Origin of the sequence: Rhodococcus sp. 06-235-1A, from assembly GCF_002258785.1 — a bacterium.
Lineage (GTDB): Bacteria > Actinomycetota > Actinomycetes > Mycobacteriales > Mycobacteriaceae > Rhodococcoides.
Genome location: NZ_NOYI01000027.1, coordinates 79,407 through 95,875, shown reverse-complemented (window position 1 = coordinate 95,875; position 16,469 = coordinate 79,407). Strand labels below are relative to the sequence as shown.

15 protein-coding genes and 1 riboswitch are annotated in these 16,469 nt (G+C 63.7%); of the genes, 3 read left to right on the top strand and 12 right to left on the bottom strand.

Going from position 1 to position 16,469, the window contains the following annotated elements:
* Positions 1–25: 25 nt before the first annotated feature.
* The 8 genes from CH275_RS24035 to CH275_RS24000 are packed head-to-tail and all read right to left on the bottom strand — an operon-like array spanning position 26 to position 9,387.
* On the bottom strand, positions 26–1,150 hold the full coding sequence (locus CH275_RS24035; RefSeq protein ID WP_094680689.1) for an LLM class flavin-dependent oxidoreductase: 1,125 nt from the start codon (positions 1,148–1,150) through the stop codon (positions 26–28).
* Positions 1,147–1,887 (bottom strand): DUF1684 domain-containing protein, encoded by a 741-nt coding sequence (locus tag CH275_RS24030; RefSeq protein WP_094680688.1) that lies wholly within the window; start codon positions 1,885–1,887, stop codon positions 1,147–1,149. The genes CH275_RS24035 and CH275_RS24030 overlap by 4 nt, the downstream gene beginning before the upstream one ends.
* Positions 1,884–3,239, bottom strand: coding sequence for an NtaA/DmoA family FMN-dependent monooxygenase (locus CH275_RS24025; protein ID WP_094680687.1), 1,356 nt, complete (start codon positions 3,237–3,239; stop codon positions 1,884–1,886). Before CH275_RS24025 ends, CH275_RS24030 begins: the two co-directional genes overlap by 4 nt.
* Entirely contained in the window at positions 3,236–4,312 is a 1,077-nt protein-coding gene (locus tag CH275_RS24020) for an LLM class flavin-dependent oxidoreductase (RefSeq protein WP_094680686.1), read from the bottom strand. Before CH275_RS24020 ends, CH275_RS24025 begins: the two co-directional genes overlap by 4 nt.
* A complete protein-coding gene (locus CH275_RS24015; RefSeq protein WP_094680685.1) occupies positions 4,305–5,903 on the bottom strand; it encodes a dipeptide ABC transporter ATP-binding protein in 1,599 nt (532 codons plus the stop codon). The genes CH275_RS24020 and CH275_RS24015 overlap by 8 nt, the downstream gene beginning before the upstream one ends.
* On the bottom strand, positions 5,900–6,793 hold the full coding sequence (locus CH275_RS24010) for an ABC transporter permease (protein ID WP_094680684.1): 894 nt from the start codon (positions 6,791–6,793) through the stop codon (positions 5,900–5,902). The genes CH275_RS24015 and CH275_RS24010 overlap by 4 nt, the downstream gene beginning before the upstream one ends.
* Entirely contained in the window at positions 6,786–7,766 is a 981-nt protein-coding gene (locus CH275_RS24005) for an ABC transporter permease (RefSeq protein WP_094680683.1), read from the bottom strand. The genes CH275_RS24010 and CH275_RS24005 overlap by 8 nt, the downstream gene beginning before the upstream one ends.
* A gap of 4 nt (positions 7,767–7,770) precedes the next feature.
* Positions 7,771–9,387 carry an ABC transporter substrate-binding protein gene (locus CH275_RS24000; protein WP_094680682.1) on the bottom strand — a complete coding sequence of 539 codons (1,617 nt, stop codon included), beginning with the start codon at positions 9,385–9,387 and terminating at the stop codon, positions 7,771–7,773.
* Positions 9,388–9,606: 219 nt separating this feature from the next.
* A riboswitch (SAM riboswitch) is annotated at positions 9,607–9,701 on the bottom strand.
* Between the two features lie 79 nt (positions 9,702–9,780).
* Between CH275_RS24000 and CH275_RS23995 the strand changes: the two genes are divergently transcribed.
* Positions 9,781–10,590: a phosphotransferase gene (locus CH275_RS23995; RefSeq protein ID WP_094680681.1), complete on the top strand. Its 810-nt coding sequence runs from the start codon at positions 9,781–9,783 to the stop codon at positions 10,588–10,590.
* A 66-nt stretch (positions 10,591–10,656) separates the two neighbouring features.
* Here the strand turns inward: CH275_RS23995 and CH275_RS23990 are convergent, their stop codons facing one another.
* Positions 10,657–11,211, bottom strand: a complete 555-nt coding sequence (locus tag CH275_RS23990; RefSeq protein WP_143546867.1) for a hypothetical protein — start codon at positions 11,209–11,211, stop codon at positions 10,657–10,659.
* 333 nt (positions 11,212–11,544) lie between these two features.
* On the opposite strand from CH275_RS23990, the gene CH275_RS23985 reads away from it, so the two are divergent.
* Together CH275_RS23985 and CH275_RS23980 are read left to right on the top strand one after the other, a co-directional pair.
* Entirely contained in the window at positions 11,545–13,320 is a 1,776-nt protein-coding gene (locus tag CH275_RS23985; protein ID WP_094680679.1) for an HNH endonuclease signature motif containing protein, read from the top strand.
* A gap of 148 nt (positions 13,321–13,468) precedes the next feature.
* Positions 13,469–13,807, top strand: a complete 339-nt coding sequence (locus tag CH275_RS23980) for a TfoX/Sxy family protein (RefSeq protein WP_094680642.1) — start codon at positions 13,469–13,471, stop codon at positions 13,805–13,807.
* Between the two features lie 72 nt (positions 13,808–13,879).
* Here the strand turns inward: CH275_RS23980 and CH275_RS23975 are convergent, their stop codons facing one another.
* The 3 genes from CH275_RS23975 to CH275_RS23965 are packed head-to-tail and all read right to left on the bottom strand — an operon-like array spanning position 13,880 to position 16,435.
* A complete protein-coding gene (locus tag CH275_RS23975) occupies positions 13,880–14,404 on the bottom strand; it encodes a GNAT family N-acetyltransferase (RefSeq protein ID WP_094680643.1) in 525 nt (174 codons plus the stop codon).
* Entirely contained in the window at positions 14,401–15,450 is a 1,050-nt protein-coding gene (locus CH275_RS23970; RefSeq protein ID WP_094680644.1) for an FAD-dependent oxidoreductase, read from the bottom strand. Before CH275_RS23970 ends, CH275_RS23975 begins: the two co-directional genes overlap by 4 nt.
* A 7-nt stretch (positions 15,451–15,457) precedes the next feature.
* Positions 15,458–16,435, bottom strand: coding sequence for an ABC transporter substrate-binding protein (locus tag CH275_RS23965; protein WP_094680645.1), 978 nt, complete (start codon positions 16,433–16,435; stop codon positions 15,458–15,460).
* Positions 16,436–16,469: the final 34 nt, after the last annotated feature.

The window sequence follows — 16,469 nt, the reverse complement described above, 5'->3', positions numbered from 1 at the left end:
GTCCTGTCGAATCGTTTGTTCCCCACTACACGCGCAGTCGCGGTAGTCCCCACTCCTTGCCGAGCAGTTCGTACGAGCGCAGCCGGTCGGCGTGGTCGTGGGTCATCGTGGTGACGACCAGTTCATCTGCGCACGTTGCCTTCTGCAGACGATCGAGCTTGTCGCACACCGTCGCCGCCGAGCCGGTGAATTGGGTGTCCACGCGATCGGCCACCAGTGAGTACTGCTCGTCGGACAGCGGTGTGAGACTCCTGGGATCCGGATACTCGACGGCACCGTGACCGCTCCGAATGCTGTACACCCACTGGGGGAACGACGCCGCCAACTCGTGCGCGCTGGAATCCGAATCTCCCACAACCACATCAGCTGACACTGCAACATACGGATGGGACAACGTGTCCGACGGCACGAATGCACTCCGGTACTCGTCGATCGCGTCGAGTGTCGTTCCAGGACTGACGTGGTAATTCGCGACGAACGGTAGTCCTCGAGCACCCGCTTCACGGGCGCTTGGCCCTGCACTGCTTCCGAACAACCACACTTGCACCTGGGCACCCGCACCGGGACGGGCCGACAAGGGCACACCGTTTCGCTCATATGTACCGGACAGCAGCGCCGCGATATCGTCGAGCTGATCACCGAAGTCCGGTGAGATCGCCTCGGGCTGCTGGAGGGCACCCAGCGATGCTGCCAGTCGGGCCGACTTCAGCAGTGCAACAGGTGAATACGGAGCTGGAAACAGCACCCCGTCGATCGTTCGCGCATCGCGAGGCCGCTCGGGTACCGGGGCACCGGACAGCACTTCGGCACGCCGCTGCCCGGATCGACCCACACCAAGATCGATACGTCCCGGATACAACGCATCCACCGTCCCGAAGGACTCCACAACGGCAGCAGCTGTCGTGAAACCGAGCTGGACCGCAGCCGATCCGACACGAATCCGGTTGGTGGCAGCGGCAATCAGACCGATCAAAACTGCGGGTGAAGAACTGGCCGCGGCCACGAAGTGGTGCTCGGCCACCCAGTAACGCTCGTAACCCCACTCCTCGGTCTGGCGCGCAAGGTCGACAGTGTTTCGCAGCGCCTGCGCGACCGTCGACCCCTCGCTGATCGGGGACAGATCGAGAACCGACAACGGAACTCGCGTCATCTCGGGTTCTTCTCCCCTGCCTCGACGGCGACAGTCAGCCTGTTCTCAGCAGGCGCGACGGGGCACGTCGCGTAGTCGGTGAACGCACATGGAAGGTTGGATGCCCGGTTGAAATCGAGAACGACGGTGCCGTCTACCGGAGCGGGCACTGCCAAAATCCGCGCAGCCGGATACGTGGTCACACCACTTGTCGCATCGGTGAACAGGACCTTCAGACCATTGCCAGTGCCGCCGAACGCAATCAGTTGCCCAGCAGTACCGGCCAACTCGAAGTCGAGAGTGCCCACGGCCGAGTGATGGTGTTCGAGTCCTTCCACCACGGCTCCGGTCGTGACGGTCACCGGCGAGTCGTACGGGGTGAACGTCCCGGCAGCAACGAACTTCTCGCTCGGCTCGTAGGCCGGGATGCCGTGGTAAGACTGCAAGGACTGCGCCTTCGGGTCATGTACCCGGAGCGCGACCGATCCGGTGCGACGGATCACCTCGATTCGCCGATCTCCGTCCTCGACCAGAATCCCAGGGGCACCCTCCACCGGATCCAACGTCGTCACGCCGTCGAACCCTTCGACAGTCACCGAGTCGGCGTCCGCCTTCCAACGGCCGGAAATGTCCGCGACGGTCTCGAATTCATCTGTCAGCCAATACAAACCGGTCAAGGAGACCCACCCCAGAGGATCACCGTAGGACGCCTCTCGGTCGGCATGCCATTGCTTCCAGTCCTGCTCGAAATCGCTCATGATGCTCGCACTCCTTCACGCTGTTCGTACGGGTGCCGCAGACCGAGATGGTCACGCAAGGTTGTTCCGGCATATTCGGTGCGGAAGCTGCCGCGGTCCTGAAGTTCCGGAATCACCTTGTCGACGAATTCATCAAGGCCGGCTGGGGTGATGTGCGGGACGAGGATGAAGCCGTCGCTCGCGTTGTTCTGCACGTAGCTGTCGATCTCCTCGGCCACCTGCGCAGGGGTTCCGACGAACTGCTGCCGCGTCGTCATCGCGATGATCAGTTCACGAATGCTCAGGTTGTCTGCTTCGGCGCGCTCGCGGTACTGCTGGGCAATGGTTCTGGGGTCGCCGTGACGCGCACGACCACGGGTGATGGACACATCGCCGCTGGGTTCGATGTCTGGCAAAGGCCCGTCCGGGTCGTAGGCGGACAGGTCCTGTCCCCACACCTGCTCGAGGAATGCGATGGCCGTCCGGCCGCTGACCTGCTGATGCCGGATGTGGTCCGCCTTCTCGGCGGCGTCCTGCGCAGAATCGCCGAGCACAAAAGTCGCGGCGGGCAGCACCTTCAGGTCGTCGTGCTCGCGGCCGTACTTGGCGAGCCGACCCTTGACGTCGGAGTAGAACTTCTGTCCGTCCTCGAGCGTGCCGTGGATGGTGAAGATGGCGTCGGCCTTGGCCGCACCGAACTCGCGGCCCTCGTCGGAATCGCCCGCCTGCAGAAGAACCGGATGCCCCTGCGGACTGCGCGGCAGCGTGAAGCGACCCTGCACATCGAATTGCGGACCTGAATGCGAGACTGCGCGGATCTCGGACTCGCGACCGAAGATGCCACGCTCGCGTTCGACGACGAACGCGTCGGACTGCCAGGAGTCCCAGAGCTTTTGCGCGACGTCGATGATCTCGTTGGCACGCACATAACGGTCGGCACGATCGAGATAACCGCCCCGCCGAAAATTCTCGCCGGTGAACGCGTCCGAGGACGTCACCATGTTCCATGCCGCCCTACCGTCGGACAGATGATCCAGCGAAGAGAACTGCTTGGCGAGCTCGAACGGTTCGTTGAACGTGGTGTTGATCGTCCCGGCAAGTCCGAGCTTGGTCGTCACCGACGCAAGCGCATTGAGGACGGTGAGCGTATCCGGTCGACCGACCACGTCGAGATCGTGGATCTTGTTGCGATGTTCTCGCAGTCGCAGCCCTTCGGCAAGGAAGAAGAAGTCGAACAGACCGCGCTCGGCCGATTCGGCGAGGTGCACGAACGAGTCGAACTCGATCTGGCTCTTCGATTCCGGATCGGCCCAGACAGTGGTGTTGTTGACGCCGGGGAAATGGGCACCCAGATGTATCTGCTTCTTCGTCACAGGCTCTTCCCCTTGAGTACATAGCGATTGACGGGACGCGTCAGGCCGAGACGCTCGCGCAGAGTCGATCCGCTGCGGGTGTCCGTGGCCGGTAGTGATCGGATCCCTGACGGCAACGCGAGCGGTACCAGTGTGACTCCGTCCAGGCCGGCTGCTTCGATCGAACCGAGCAGGAGATGAAGGCCTGCCAGGTCGCCGATATGCGACACGCTCTCAGCGGCTCTGACGTGCCCCGCCCAGTTGTCGAGCTGAGCGAGTTCCTCGGCGGCAGAATCGGATACCAAGGTCTCCACGTCCAGTAGGACGAACACCTCGACCGGGTCGCGACCTTCGGCAATGACGGCCCGTCTAATTCGGAGGGCGGTCGTTGCCGCATCCTCGACCGTGTCGGCGGCGATGCGGACGATGTCAGCGCGCGCAGCAGCCACCGATACCGACTCCTCGGAGTCGACGCGAATCACGACGAGCGGCTGCCCTTGCGGGGATCTCGGAGTGATCGACGGACCCTTGACCGAGAAGTTCTCACCCTCGAAGTCGATGTAGTGCAGCTTGTCTCGGTCGATGAACCGTCCCGACTCGACGTCGCGGATCTCCGCGTCGTCCTCCCAGCTGTCCCAGAGCCTGGTGACGACCTCGATTGCTTCGTCCGCCTCGCGCCACAGGCTGCCGTTGTCCTGCTCGGCTTTCCGTCCGAACAGCGCTGCCTGCTCGGCCCCCGGACTCACCTCGACCTGCCATCCGGCCCGGCCGTGAGAGGCGAAATCCAGGCTGGCGATCTGCTTCGAGACGTGGAACGGCTCGGTGTGCGTGACGGTGATCGTGGGCACCAGCCCGATCTTCTCTGTGGGGGCGGCTGCCCGTGCCGCGATGGCCGCGGCCTCGAGAGTCCGACTGGCGAACGAATCGCCCAGAAACGCGAGATCGATACCCGCTCGGTCTGCAGTCTGGAGCTGGTCGATCCAGAACCCTGCGGTGAACACCTCTTCCGCGCGAGAATCAGGACGACGCCAGGCCTGCGGATGTGCTCCGGTGCCTTTCAGCTCTATCGCGGTCAGGAACAGCTTCTCAGACACTGGTGCTCACTTTCTCGTGCGCGCTTCCGGGAATGGCCCCGAGTAGCTCGCGGGTGTAATCCTGCTGTGGATTGTCGAACAGCGCTGCGGTGTCGCCGTATTCCACGATGACGCCGGATTGCATGACGGCCACGGTGTCGCTGATCTGACGGACCACGGCCAGATCGTGCGAGATGAAGAGGTAGCTCAGACCCAGCTCCGACTGCAGGTCGCCCAGCAGCGTCAGGATCTGTGCTTGCACCGACACATCCAGGGCCGAGACCGGCTCGTCGAGCACCAGCAGTTCCGGTGCGAGAGCCAACGCTCGGGCGATGGCGACGCGTTGGCGCTGCCCACCGGAGAGCTCGGCCGGCCGGCGGGCCAGGTAGTCGCTGGTGAGTGCTACCTGATCGAGAAGCGTCCTGGCCCGCTCGGAACGCTCACTAGAGGAACCGATCTTGAACGCATCCAACGGTTCTCGCACGATATCCCCGACGCGCAACTTCGGGTTCAGTGAGGCGTACGGGTTCTGATAGACGATCTGAACACGCCGCCGCAATTCACGCTTGGCCTTGCCGCGCAGACCGGTGATGTCCACACCGTCGAACGTGACCGTGCCCGACGACGCGGTCTCGAGCCCGATCGCGATGCGCGCCAACGTGGACTTGCCGGAACCTGATTCGCCGACGAGCGAAACGGTGCGCCCCCGTTCGACGGTCAAGTTGGCTCCCTTGACCGCGTCGAGGTGAACGCCGCGGCCGATGGTGAACCGCTTCGAGACGTCGCCGACCGTCAGAATCGGATCGCCGACCGTGGTGCGCGCGGGTCGTACGGCCGTGTTCAACGAGGGTGCCGCGGCCAACAGCTGACGCGTATATGCATGGGTCGGATTCGCCAGTACCACTGCGGTGGGGCCGGATTCGACGATCCGACCCGCGCTCATGACGATCAAGCGATCGGCTCTATCGGCAGCCACGCCCAAGTCGTGAGTGATCAGCAGGACTGCGGCACCGGTCTCGGCGATCCTGGCGTCGAGATGGTCGAGGATGCGTCGCTGCACCGTGACGTCGAGGGCGCTGGTCGGCTCGTCGGCGATCACCAGTTCCGGGCGGCACGCGAGAGCGATTCCGATCAGTACGCGCTGACGCTGCCCACCGGACAGGTCCTGCGGATACTGCCGCGCCCGCACCTCGGGGTTGTCCAGCCCGGCTTCGGTGAGGATGCGAATCGCCTCGATCTTCGCGGAGCGGCGATCGGCCAGACCGTGCACCCGCAGCACCTCGGCAACCTGGTCGCCGACGCGAACCACCGGGTTCAGCGAGGTGGTCGGATCCTGCGGGACGAGTCCGATGTGACGGCCGCGCAACCGGTTCAGCGTCTTGTCCGACGCCGTATCGAGCCGCTGCCCGTCGAACGTCACCGATCCGCCCACGATGCGTCCGGAACCCGAGAGCAGCCCGATGAGGGCGTGCGCAGTCGTCGACTTTCCGGAGCCCGATTCGCCGACCACGGCCACCACTTCACCGCGGTCGACGGTGAACCCGATGCCGGCAACAGCAGTCGTCTCGCCGTAATTCACGTGCAGATTCTCTACTTCGAGAACGGGGCTCATTGTGATCGCCTCTCGAGTGCGTGCCCTAGGCGGTGCGCGGACACGACGACAGCCACGATCACCAATCCCGGCAGTGTGGTCATCCACCAGGCGGTGGCCAGGAAGTTGCGGCCCTCGGAAATCAGCGATCCCCACTCCGGGGTGGGCGGAGCAGCACCGAAACCGAGGAAGCTCAGCGCCGATACCGCGAGAACTGCCATACCGAATTCGACTGCAGCGAGCGCGATCACGGGACCGTAAGAGTTTCTGAGGATGTGCGTGCGGAACACATCGAACCACCGCACACCCGAGGCGTAGGCCGCTTCGACGTACAGGGATCTGCGCACCCGTAGTACTTCTGAGCGCATCACTCTGGCGAAATTGGCGATCAGCGTGACACCGACGGCGATAGCGACGTTCACGGTACCGAAGCCCAGAGCGGTCACCAGCGCCAGCGAGAGCAACAGCGTCGGAATCGACAGCAACACATCGACGATGCGCATCAGCACCGCATCGACTATTCCGCCGACGGCACCAGAGACCAGACCTATGATCGAGCCGACGACCAACGCGATACCGACTGCCAACAGCGTTGCCGTCAGAGAAAGACCGGAACCGTGGACCACCCGGGTGAAGACGTCGCGGCCGATGTTGTCGGTGCCGAACCAGTGCGTCGCGCTGGGTGCCTGGAGTTTGTCCGCCGGTATACCCACCAGTGGGTCGCCGCTCGCGAAGACGGACGGGAACAGCGCGAACCCGAGAGCCAGCAACAGCACGATCACGGAGGCACCGAGCCAGATATGTTTCAACACATCTCGCGGACCTGGTCGCCGCGCGGGTGCCGGTGTTTCCACGCCTGCGGCGGGAATGGCCGAATGGACGGCGGGTTCACGAATCAGGATGTCAGACATGAGCTTTCTCCGGTTCTGCACTGGTCTGCGCGGGCCGGTACTCGCGCACGATGCGCGGATCGATCAGCGGATAGAGCAGATCGACTGCGAGATTGACCAGGACGAAGACCAGCGAGGTCAGAACGACGATGCCCTGCACCACTGGAATGTCCTGGGCCAACACCGACATCTGGGTGAGCCGCCCGACTCCGGCGCGTGAGAACACCGTCTCGACCACGACCGATCCGGCCAGCAGGGTGCCCACCAATACCCCGGCGATCGTGAAGGCCGGGATCGAGGACAGTCGCAGAACATGTCGCGTCTGCACCCGAAGGCGTGAGACGCCCTTGGCGCGAGCCACATCCACGAACGGCTGCTTCCACGTGGTGGCCATGCTGGTGGCGAGGACCTGAGCAATGACAGCGCCGGTCGGCAGAGCGAGCGTCACCGCAGGCAGCACCAACGACGCTGCGCCCGCGTCACCGAACGCCGGGAACCAACGCAGTCGGAACGAGAACAGTTGCAGCAGTAGTAGTCCTACCCAGAACGTCGGCACCGCCACCCCGAGCGGTGGGAGCGCGAGCAGCAGGTTCTTCAGCCAGACGATCTGGGTGTACGTGGCGGCGTAGGCCACCGCGGATCCGAACACGACGGCCAGCACAAGCGCGGTCCCCGCCAAACCGAGCGTGCTGGGCACCGCGTCGAGAATGACCGTCGTCACCGGTTGGCCGATGGCGATCGACAATCCGAAATCGCCCTGCACGGCCCCGACCAGCGAGTGCCAGTACTGCGCCAGCACCGGCTGATCCAGGCCGTAACGAGCCTGCAGTTCAGCGATGGCCGCAGCGTCCGCCGGGGTACCCGAGCCGGCCGAATCCACCGCAAGACTGACCGGGTCCGAGGGAAGGAGGAAGAGCACGATGAACGAGATGGTGAACGCAGCCCACAGCACTGCCAGTGCCTGCAGGACTCGCTGTCCGATGTAGCGGGCCATGGCTCTACTGCCCGCTCAGCCAGGTATCGAAGAACTGCAGGCGAGCGGAGGCCTCGAACTTCAGATCCTGTACTTTCGACGCCGCGCCGACGGCCTGTGAGAGCTCGATCGTGGGAATCCACAAACCGTTGTCGAGCACCTGCTGCTGCGCGGTTGCGAGGATCTCGTTGCGCTCGGCCACGTCGGTGGTCGAGAGCTGCTCGGCCAACGATGCATCGAGATCCGGAATCGGTCCGCGCGCGTTCAAGTTCCGGCCGTCCACGGCGAACGAGGTACGGAGAATGTCCCCGTCGGCGCGGGTGCTGTTGTAGTACGTGGAGTCGTAGTCCTTGGTGCCCTGCCGCGCCGTCGCCTCCGAATTGGAGACCAGCTCGAGCTGGAGGTCGACGCCAACCGCGCGCAATTGCTGCTGGGTCAGCTCCAGAATCGCCTGGTTGCCGGCGAACACGGCCGAGTACATGACCTTGAAACTCAGCTTCTGCCCGTCCTTTTCGCGGATCCCGTCGGCACCGGGAGCCCAGCCCGCTGCGTCGAGGAGCGACTTCGACTTCTCGGGATCGTAGGTGACGTCAGCGAGTTCGACGTACCCCGGCGTGGCGCTGGCCAACGTGCCTGTCGCCGTTCGGAAGTCCGGTCCGAGGACGGTATCGACGAGTTCCTGACGGTTGATCGCCGGCACCAGAGCCGTCCGGACGGCGGGGTCCTGTAGCGCACCGCGAGTGACGTTGGGCTGAATGCCGAACGGAATGCCCGGGTTGGATGCCGTCAGGATCCGGCCACCGGTCGCCTCGATCTGTGGAGCGTCCTGCGGTAGCGCGTCGCTGACCGCGTCGAGTTGGTCGGAGGACAAACTACCGGTGCGTACACCCGACTCGGGCACGATGGTGAACTGGATACGGTCCAGGTATGCCTCGCCCTCGTGACCGAATACCGCTGAGCCCCAGTTGTATCCGGTTCGCTTGGCCAAGGTGACGGAACGGTCCTGCTGGTAGTCCACGTAGGTGAACGGTCCCGATCCGATGTTGGTACCCAAGCACCGCGACTCGGCCGACTGCGCCGACGTCGCAGTGGACTGAATTCCGAGCTGAGGCGTCGAACTCGCCTGCAGGAACTGCGCATTGGGTGCCGAGAAGTCGATGCGGACGGTGAGCGGGTCGACGACGGTGGCACCTTGATATCCGGTCAGGTAACTGGCAGCCAGCGGCGCCTTGGCGGCACCGAGGGTGCCGGTGATGGCGTCGAAAGTGTCCTTGACTGCGGCGGCGTCGAGCGGGGTGCCGTCACTGAACGTCACACCGTCTTTCAACTGGAAAGTGAACGACTTCGCGTCGGCACCGACTTCCCAACTCTCGGCCAACCATGGCTCGACTTCTCCGGTTTCCGGGTTCTGGTCGGTAAGCGAATCGACCACCTGCCGGGTGACGTAGATCGTCTGGTTGGTACCTGCCTGAGCCGGGTCGGAGCAGGTAGGAGCGCCGGACAGGCCGTAACGCAGCGTCCCTCCGGACTGCGGTGGGCCTGCGTCGGCAGCCGAGGTGGTGGCGCTACCTGCGCACCCGGCGAGCAGTGTGGCGGTGGCGGCGATTACTCCGGCCACCAATAGGACAGGGCGAGTGGACACGTGGGTGTCTCCGGTATCTGGTCGATCGCACGAGAAGTCCCGCGTCCGAGCCACGTGTGCCCAGGAAGGAGTTCGTGCAGATGATGAGGTGTGGTGTCGAAAAGTACGGAGCCGAAATGTCAGCTACGACAGGTCGAACCGTTCAGACGGCACAGATCGACATGGATACGACGGCATCCGTCGACGAAACCTGAGGCGACTCGGGTATTCACGTGTATTCCTCCATCGGTCCCGGCGGTAGCACCCTCACCCGACGAGCCGGGGGGTTGCTGCGACGTCAAAGAGCCAGGTCTCTCGGTCGCTCTGGATGGTCCTACTTTCCCGATACTACGAGAGGGTCGGCGCAGTTGCCAACCGGGGTAGGAATTCCGCCCGTCATGAGACCGTAGAAGCATGAACGACGAGACAGAGATCCCGTTGCCCGGAGGGAGCAGGACCGTCGTGCATCGGGTAGGCGAGACGGTACGTCGAGCGACGGGAGACCACTCGGCGGCCGTCCACTTTCTCCTGAACCAGCTGGAGTGCAAAGGTTTTCCCTACGCACCGCGCTTGTTGGGAACAGACGATCGTGGCCGAGAGATACTCACGTATCGGCATGGGACGGCCGGCAACTATCCGATGCCGGCCGCCGTGCGCAGCGTCGAGGCACTGGAGAGCGCTGCCCGGATCCTATGTCGATTGCACGACCTCACCGTCGGGCTTCGACTGCCCGACGGCCATGCCCGACACCTGCCCGACGGCGTCGACCCGGAGGTGATCTGCCACTGGGATGCAGCTCCGTACAACTTCGTCTTCGAAGGCTCGACAGCCGTCGCATTGATCGATTTCGACGAAGCGGGGCCCGGTCGACGCATCGACGACCTGGCGTATTTCGCCTATCGTTTCGCGCCTCTCTGCAGCGACGAGAACTTCTCCGACGGAGGGTGGAACCCGGGCACCGATCGATACGACAGGTTGCGCCGAATCTTCACGATCTATCCCGATCCTCGGGGTGCCGAACTGCCTGACATCGTGATCGCCAGGCTCGCTGCCATGAAGATCGCAGCCGAGGACGGCCCCGCGCACGAGCACGTCGCGCTGTATACACGGGACCAGGTGTTCATCGATCGGAACCGAGATAGCATCGTCGATGCCATTCGATCCGCATCGACGGTCATCCCAGGGCCCGACGGCACAGGCGCAAGGGATACGTCGTCCGAGTGAGCTGCTGACCTGCAAGTGACTTTCCGCTGAAACCGTCGGCGTTCGGCTACGACGGGTCCGCGACTGTCAGACGGCCACCGTCAGTTCAGCGCTCTCACTGCCTGTCGGACTCGAATCGAGCTGCGGCCCGGTCATGTTCGACGCGTCGACGTTCAGCCGTTGCACCCAATACCCGACTGTTCCGACAGCGGCGGTGAAACGATCCAGCACATCCATGCACAGCCAAGTCGCGACCGAGAAATCCTGTCCCTCTCCATCGAGACCGATCAAAGTCAACTCGTCTCCCACGGCCAGCAATGCGCGATCGACTTCGGAACCGGTTCGTTCGAGCCATGCCAGGGCACGTCGAAGGAGCATCCAGTCGGCCGCGAACACACGCTCGGTAGCCGATTGTCTGCACAGTTCCGCAGTCGCAGCGATCGTGTCCACGACCGGTGCAGACAATGCACCGTCCAATTCGGCGAGCAGTCCTCGATCGGAATCGATCAGGTCCGCCATGTAGCGCCAACGGGTGGGTAGGTCGACGTCTTCGGGCCACAATTCCGTCGTGCCGAACTGAAGCCGGGTGACCAATTCTTTGGGCGAACTGTACGTGGCGGCCAAGCGAAATGCGTCGTTCATGTCGATCATCCCCATTGGGTCACACGCAGCTGACGGGCACCGACTCGAAATCGAGTGGCGGAGGTACGAACATGCAGCGCGATCGTCATCGAAACCAGCAACGCTGCTGTGGTCGTTACGTCGGCCTCGACCGTTATTGAACGCCCCCACCTGCGCTGGCGCGACTCGACGTTACGCAGAATCGACAACGTCACATTTCCAATCCATGTGTAATCCGCCGCATAACGGGCCACGGCACCGGTGACGCGTCTCCCACTGCGCCGTCTCGATAGTCGAGCGTTCATGGGAACGTGCGTTCGAATACTTGTCGGTGGGTCGCGATAGATTCTGTTCATGCTTTCGGGGGACGGCGGATCAGGGGTGGACGGCATCGAGACGGTGCCGCCTGCCCCTGTCGTGTCCGATCCGGAGTTGTCGGTATTGGTGAATCGGGTGGAGTCCGCGGTTGCGGAGTTGGCCGGGCAGGGGTCGGTGTCGTGGACGAATGCCGACCGGCGTGCGGTGATCCAACGCATGGAAACACTCACTCGATCGGTGACGGCGTATTCGTATACCTGGCTGAACGAGTTGATCGCGCAGCACGGCCTCGATGTGTATCCCGGGTCGGTGCCGTGTTCGGTGGCGTGGATGTTGCGGATCACCCCACGAACAGCCGGGGCTCGAGTGCGCCTGGCCGCGGAGTTGGGGGATCGCACCGCGCTCTCCGGTGAAGTGCTGCCGGCGTTGTTGCCGCACACTGCTGCTGCGTTGCGGGCGGGGTTGCTCGATGCCAAGCATGTGCAGATGATCCGCGAATTCTTCCGCCATCTGCCGTCGAGTGTGGACCCGCAGACCCGGGACCTCGCTGAAGAGCAGTTGGTGGGCTACGCAGCGACCCGGCGGCCCGACGATTTCGCGCCGTTGGTGGCGCACCTGGACTCGATCCTCAGCCCCGACGGCGATCACGACGAGGACGAGGACAAGGACAAGAACAAGAACGGAAAGCCGAGGCCGCGGAAGCGACGGGATGCGTTCTTCTATCTCGGTGAGCAGGGTGCCGACGGGATGTCGGAAGGAAACTTCTGCGTCGACCCCGAACTACGCGCCTACCTCGAAGCCCTGTTCTCCAAAGCCGCGAAACCGGGAGTGAACAATCCAGCCGACCCGACATCGGTCGTCCACGGGGATGAACGTAGCGACCAGACCGGCGACGACAACGACAGCGACAAGCCCTCCGGTAAGGATGCTGCAGCCCCACCGCAGCCCAGGCCGACGCCCGACGATGCCGGCTCCAGCGATGCAGGCCTGTGGGATGGGACGGACTGCAACGGGGACGGCGAACGCGGCTGCGGTGACAACGACGGCGTTGAGAGCGGCTGCGGTGACAGTACCGAATGTGGTTGCGGCACAGCGTCCGAAACCGCGCCTGAACCCGACGACATTGCCGACACCGACACAGCGGCTGCGGCGCGAGTCGCTCGGGATCAGCGCACCCAACGCGAACGCCACCACGACGCACTGAAAATGGCGCTCCGGCACAAACTCGCCTCCGGCACCCTCGGCACCCACCGCGGCCTGCCTGTCACCGCCATCGTCACCATGAGCCTGAAAGACCTCGAAGCCGGCTGCGGTTACGCCATGACCGCCACCGGATCCCGCGTGTCCATCCGCGATGCGATCCGTATGGCTTCCCACGCCCACCACTACCTGACCATCTTCGACGACAACGGCAGAGCCCTCTACCTCGGCCGATCCAAACGGATCGCCTCCGCCGACCAACGCATCGTGCTCATCGCCCGAGACCGCGGTTGCAGCTTCCCCTCCTGTACCCGTCCCGCGACGTGGTGCCAAGCCCACCACCTCGATGACTGGACCACCGGCGGACCCACCGACATCGACTCTCTGACCTTCGGCTGCGACATGCACCACGCCCTCGTCGGCACCGGACCAGGAAAATGGGCGACCACCAAAACCACAGCAGGACATCGATATCCGGGCCGCACCCTCTGGCATCCACCCACCGGAATGGACCCACGCCGGCGTGGGCTGATCAATCACGCCCACCACCCCGAGGAAGTGCTGTACCCACCCGACGACACCGGCGACGAGGAACCACGACAACCCGCATGACGGTCCGCACCAGCGTCAGGGCACAGCCCTGTCTGCGGTCGACCCTGCGCTGAAGCCAAAGGAATGCCGCGCAGAGGGAGATCCCGGTTGCGCCCAATCCCGATCAAGTCTTCGATGAGGGCAACGACCATCGGAGGGGTACGAGGACATGGCGTACGACGAACTTCTTGCAGACCGCGTTCGCGACATCCTCTCGGAGCAGGAGAGTCTGCGCGAGCAGAAGATGTTCGGCGGGCTCGCATTCATGGTGCGAGACAAAATGGTGGTGTGTGTCGGCACCGACGACCGTGCGCTGCTGGTTCGTGTGGATGGGGTCCATGAACCCGAATACCTCCAGCGCGACGGAGCGCACCACGCTGTGATGGGTCGAGACCGCTCGATGGGCCGAGGGTGGATCACCGTCGACGCAGATGCGCTGACAAGCGAGAAAGCACTGGAATTCTGGGTCGCCGCCGCGCTCGAATACAACTGCAACCGAGCCGACTGACAGCCTCTGCAAACGCTCCTCGTACTACCCGAACCCAGCGACGGCGCAGGCGGGGCACTCACAGCAGCGATCTCATTCGAGACTCTTCTCGAAGGGGTGCGATCCGACAGTCTTGGACGGCAAGCTCCGGTCGTACAGCGGGGTGTATCCGGCTGCCAGGTACAGGGCTACGGCTTCCGGCTGATTCCAGCCCGTCGTGAGATAGACCCGGCTATATCCACGCTCGCGTGCGCTGCGTTCCAGCTCGGCCACGACACGCTTGCCGAAGCCTCGACCCCGCTGTGATTGCGCCGTCCAAATTCGTTTGAGCTCGGCAGTGTCCTCGGCGTACTGCCGATACGCGCCGCCTGCAACAGGAACGCCGTCGTACAGGGCCACGAGCAGAACCCCACCGGGTGGCTCGAACTCGTGACCGGGATACGACTTCAACTCCTGATACTGCTCCCCAGGGGACCGGCCGTATCGTGACGCGTATTCGAGCGCCAGTTCCTGCAGCAACGGCGTTGCAAGGGGATCGTCCTGCCCGATCCTGACGAACTGGAGGCGTGCATCATCGGCACCGGTGACGCGGGCATTGACTTCGAACGTCGCACTCATGCTCTCCCCTGCCTTCGTGATCCGTCGACGAGATCGGCCACCACCTCACCGACGGCGGGCGCGAATTTGAAGCCATGGCCCGAGAATCCTGCCGCTACTACAGTGTTACCGCTGCGCGTGATAGCGAAGTTGGAGTCCGGCGTACTGGTGTACAGACACGTCGATGGGTCCGCGGATTTCGCGTCCACTCCCGGCAGCCACTTCCCGGCGTAGTCGATCAATCGCTGCACACCATCCGGGTTCGGCACGAAGCCACGGGTACGAGGACTCACGACCGGCCCCGTGGCATGCTCGCCGATCTTGATACCGTCGGGCGAAGACAATCCATAGATGCCGGCAGTATCGAGAAGTGCACCGGGATGGTGAATGAAGCTCGGCCACTGCATTTCTGGGCGCAACGGTACGAAATGCGCCGGCTGTTCCTGGGTGGTGACCAGCGGCGGAATCACTTCCTGCGGCACGAACTCGGATGTCCACGCCCCAGCAGCGAGAACGACCACGTCGGCAACATAGGTGCGGGTGTCCGTCACCACGTCGGAGCCGGAGATCTCACGCACCGGCGTCTCGTATTCGACGGTCGCACCGCCCGAGCGAGCTGCTTCGATCGCTGCGGCAACGCTGCGATCGGCGTGAAGTCGCCCGGCCGCAGCGTGGAACAGCACTGTGGTGTCGAATCGAAGTCCGGGCCACCGCTGCTGCGCAGCAACAGGTTCGAGAACCTCGAACTCGAGCCCAGCCCGCTTCAGTGCGTCGATCCTCGGATTCACCGTCGCCGGATCTCCATGATCGACTGCTCCCGTGACAGCCAACAATGCTGTGTCGGTCGCGGTTTCGAGATCGCGCCAGAGCGAGTGTGCCCGAGCGGCCAGTGATACGTAGTAGTCGTCGGCGTAAGCATGCCGAAAGATCCGTGAACTGCCGTGCGAGGCACCGTTCTTGTGTCCCGGCCCGAACTGCTCGAGCAGGGTGACATCGTGCCCGCGTCCTGCGATCTGCCACGCCGACGACGCTCCTATGATGCCGCCACCGACGACTACGACTTTCACCGTGTTCCTACGCCGCGGGCTTACGAGGCAGCCCGGGCGGGTTGACGACGGAGTCGGATACAGCCTCGGACTGCAGGCCCCACCGATCGATGACCCGCTGGTAGCTGCCATCGTCGATGGCATGTTGTAGTGCCTCGTGGATGGCCTCGATGAGACCGTTGTCCTTCTTTGTCAGCACCGCGATCTCTCCCTGCAACGCATCACCGGCTCCGGAGAACGTCCCGACGACCTTCGATTCCCCACTGGTTGCTGCGTGGTAGACGGCAGAGGGGTTCGGGCCCAGATAGCCGTCGATGCGCTTGGATCCCAGTGCCAGGTAGTAATCGGAGGTGTTCTGGTAGTAGGCCAGCTCCGCCGGCTGAAGACCTTCGGCCACGTTCGCCTCGTTCCAGTCCACCAACAGCTGCTCCTGGTTGGTGCCGGACCCGACGCCGATCTTCTTGCCTGCGATGTCCTGACGCTTCTCGACCTTCCAATCGGTGTCTTTCTGGGTCTCGAATGCGAGGTTGTCGAGCCGGTACGTGGCGAAGTCGTACTTGTCCTTGCGCTCCTCGGTGACCGTGACGTTGGAGATGAACACGTCGTTCTCACCGGAGTCGATCTTGACGAAGTTCTGCGACCAGTCGGCAACTTGCAGATCGACGTCCAGCCCGAGAATGTCGCCGACGAGGTAGGAGAAGTCGACCTCGGATCCGACGATGGTGGTGTCGTCGGTGGCGTAGAAGCGCAGCGGCGGCGCGGTCCCGCCCGAGCCGGTGACGATCAGCGTTCCTCGGTCTCGAATGGCCTGTGGCACTTTCGCTGCGATCTCGTCGACTTTGTCGACTCGCACTCGTTCGGTCTGCTCGGGAGTGAGGTCGAAGCTTTGCCCGTCCTCGGTGACGACCTGCGACTCGGCCTCCGGTTCGCTGCAGGCAGTCGCGGTGAGCGCCACGATGGCCAATGCTGCGGCCATGACCGTCAGCCTGCGTGATGGTTTCGACATGAGTGTTGTCCGTCTTTCGCTGAAGTGAGGTGGT

Bases quoted from the DNA above. Each gene is read 5' to 3' on its own strand.
- CH275_RS23975 (WP_094680643.1), bottom strand. From the start codon at position 14,404: ATGAGTGCGACGTTCGAAGTCAATGCCCGCGTCACCGGTGCCGATGAT.
- CH275_RS23980 (WP_094680642.1), top strand. From the start codon at position 13,469: ATGGCGTACGACGAACTTCTTGCAGACCGCGTTCGCGACATCCTCTCG.
- CH275_RS23965 (WP_094680645.1), bottom strand. From the start codon at position 16,435: ATGTCGAAACCATCACGCAGGCTGACGGTCATGGCCGCAGCATTGGCC.
- CH275_RS23995 (WP_094680681.1), top strand. From the start codon at position 9,781: ATGAACGACGAGACAGAGATCCCGTTGCCCGGAGGGAGCAGGACCGTC.
- CH275_RS24010 (WP_094680684.1), bottom strand. From the start codon at position 6,793: ATGTCTGACATCCTGATTCGTGAACCCGCCGTCCATTCGGCCATTCCC.
- CH275_RS24015 (WP_094680685.1), bottom strand. From the start codon at position 5,903: ATGAGCCCCGTTCTCGAAGTAGAGAATCTGCACGTGAATTACGGCGAG.
- CH275_RS24030 (WP_094680688.1), bottom strand. From the start codon at position 1,887: ATGAGCGATTTCGAGCAGGACTGGAAGCAATGGCATGCCGACCGAGAG.
- CH275_RS23990 (WP_143546867.1), bottom strand. From the start codon at position 11,211: ATGAACGACGCATTTCGCTTGGCCGCCACGTACAGTTCGCCCAAAGAA.
- CH275_RS24005 (WP_094680683.1), bottom strand. From the start codon at position 7,766: ATGGCCCGCTACATCGGACAGCGAGTCCTGCAGGCACTGGCAGTGCTG.
- CH275_RS24035 (WP_094680689.1), bottom strand. From the start codon at position 1,150: ATGACGCGAGTTCCGTTGTCGGTTCTCGATCTGTCCCCGATCAGCGAG.
- CH275_RS23985 (WP_094680679.1), top strand. From the start codon at position 11,545: ATGCTTTCGGGGGACGGCGGATCAGGGGTGGACGGCATCGAGACGGTG.